Genomic DNA, 1,810 nt, shown 5'->3' with positions numbered 1-1,810 from the left:
GTGCTTCCACCGCTCCCCAGGCCCCCATGTCCGCCGGGGACATCGTCCGCACCCTCGAAAGGCTGGTTCCCGAGGGGAAGTTCAGCAATGAAGGCGGCCGCGACACGGACCACTGGTCCTACGCCGGGGCCGTGTACGACGACGGAAGGGGCAAGGCCGCCGTCACCGTGACCCTCAACCGCGTGCGGCCCGGGAGCCGGGAAGCCCACCAGATCACCCAGTGCCCCGACAAGCTGTTCATCGCCTACGACGCCTGCACCACCACGAAGCTGACCGACGGCTCCCTCCTGATGCTCCTCAAGGGGTACGAGTACCCGAACAGCCGCAGTGGCACGAAGCGGTGGACCGCCGAACTCGTCACGCCGGCGGGCGGGCACGTCGGCGTGCAGGAGTGGAACGCCGCCGCCGAGAAGGACTCGCCCGTCACACGGAAGCAACCGCCGTTCGACCTCGACCGGTTGACGACACTCGTCACCGCGCACGAATGGCGTACGGCCGTCGACGCCCTGCCCCTCGACAAGCGCTCCCCGGCCGGGCCGGACGCGACACCGGCCACCCCCCGCGGCTCGATCCCGGCCACACTCGCCGCACTGGTGCCGGACGGGCTCAAGATCGTCTCCAAGAGCCCGCCGGACGACGACCAGTTCGGGTACCTCGTCCTGGACGACGGCAAGGGCAAGAGCCTGGTGCAGGTCAACGTCCAGCCCGGCATGCAGGACGTCGAGGACCAGCTGTTCGGCTCGGACGCCAAGGTCCTGCCCGACGGCACCAAGGTCGCCACCCGCAAGCAGCGCGGTGAGAAGGGTGTCCCGGGCATCGTCTGGTGGAGCGTGGACACCATCCGGCCCGACGGCCGGCGCGTGGTGATCAGCGCCTTCAACTCCGGGGCCCAGAACACCCCGGCGACCCGCGAGGCACCGGTGCTCACCATGGAGCAGATGGAGGCGATCGCCACCGACCGCGCGTGGCTCACGCTCGGCTGATCTCCGGCGCGGTACCGGGCCCGGGCGGCTGCCGGGGCCCGGTACCGCGGGGATCAGGAGTCGCCGGGGTCAGGAGTCCTCGGCGGGCGGCTCCTCCGCCGCGTCCTCGTTCGCCGTGCCGTCCTCGAAGTACGCGTCCAGGACCGCGTCCAGCTGCTTCTCCCACTCGGCGAAACGCGCCCTGGCCGGGGCGTCGACCTCGATCGGGTACCAGCGGCGGTCGGGGGTGTGGACGGTGACGGTGAACCGCTTGCCGAAGCGGGGGGTCTCCGTCTCGACGGCGCCGATCTCGTCCCAGCGGAACTCGCACTCCTGGTCGTCCAGGGACAGGCGTATGCCCCTGTGGTCGGCGACGATACGGGCCCGGCGGTCAAAGGCCTCGAAGACGGGGCCGTCCGCGGGCGGTTCCGCCTCCGGCTCGGGCTCCTCGGCGGGCTCCGCGTCCCGCGGGGCCTCGTCCTCCGGGCCGTCGCCCTCCGGGGCCTCGTTCTCCGGGGCCGCGTCCTCCACCTCGGGCGGTTCCCCGGCCTCCCGCGGCCGGGCGTCCGCCGGTTCCGCGGGCGCGGGTGCGGTGAGGCCGGGGATGTACGCCGGGTCGAATCCGGCGCCCTTCACGGGCTCGGCCTTCAGGGGCTGGCTGCTCGAACCTATGCGCTGCTCCACAGCGGGCAGTATGGTCGAAGATCCTGTGACGGACACAGCCAGCCCAGGCCCTGCTCCTCCATCGGGGCGGCCTCGGGGTCGGGGCCGACGTGGTCGGCCGGGCCCGCGCCGGGGGTCTTGCCGAAGGTGTGACCGCCGGCGATCAGGGCGACGGTCTCCTCGTC

Annotated in this window: 3 protein-coding genes; 1 reads left to right on the top strand and 2 read right to left on the bottom strand. The window is 72.4% G+C overall.

Going from position 1 to position 1,810, the window contains the following annotated elements; genetic code table 11:
* On the top strand, positions 1–983 hold a 983-nt coding region (locus C1I97_RS36490; RefSeq protein ID WP_220040891.1), incomplete at its 5' end, for a hypothetical protein.
* Between the two features lie 69 nt (positions 984–1,052).
* On the opposite strand, the gene C1I97_RS36485 is transcribed toward C1I97_RS36490, so the two are convergent.
* Together C1I97_RS36485 and C1I97_RS40850 are read right to left on the bottom strand one after the other, a co-directional pair.
* Positions 1,053–1,646 (bottom strand): hypothetical protein, encoded by a 594-nt coding sequence (locus C1I97_RS36485; protein WP_111007187.1) that lies wholly within the window; start codon positions 1,644–1,646, stop codon positions 1,053–1,055.
* Positions 1,631–1,810: hypothetical protein (locus tag C1I97_RS40850; protein ID WP_146608424.1), on the bottom strand; the 180-nt coding region annotated here is incomplete at its 5' end. The genes C1I97_RS36485 and C1I97_RS40850, both read right to left, overlap by 16 nt.

It is taken from the genome of Streptomyces sp. NTH33 (assembly GCF_003236365.1).
Taxonomy (GTDB): domain Bacteria; phylum Actinomycetota; class Actinomycetes; order Streptomycetales; family Streptomycetaceae; genus Streptomyces.
This window is presented reverse-complemented; position numbering and strand designations above follow the sequence as displayed.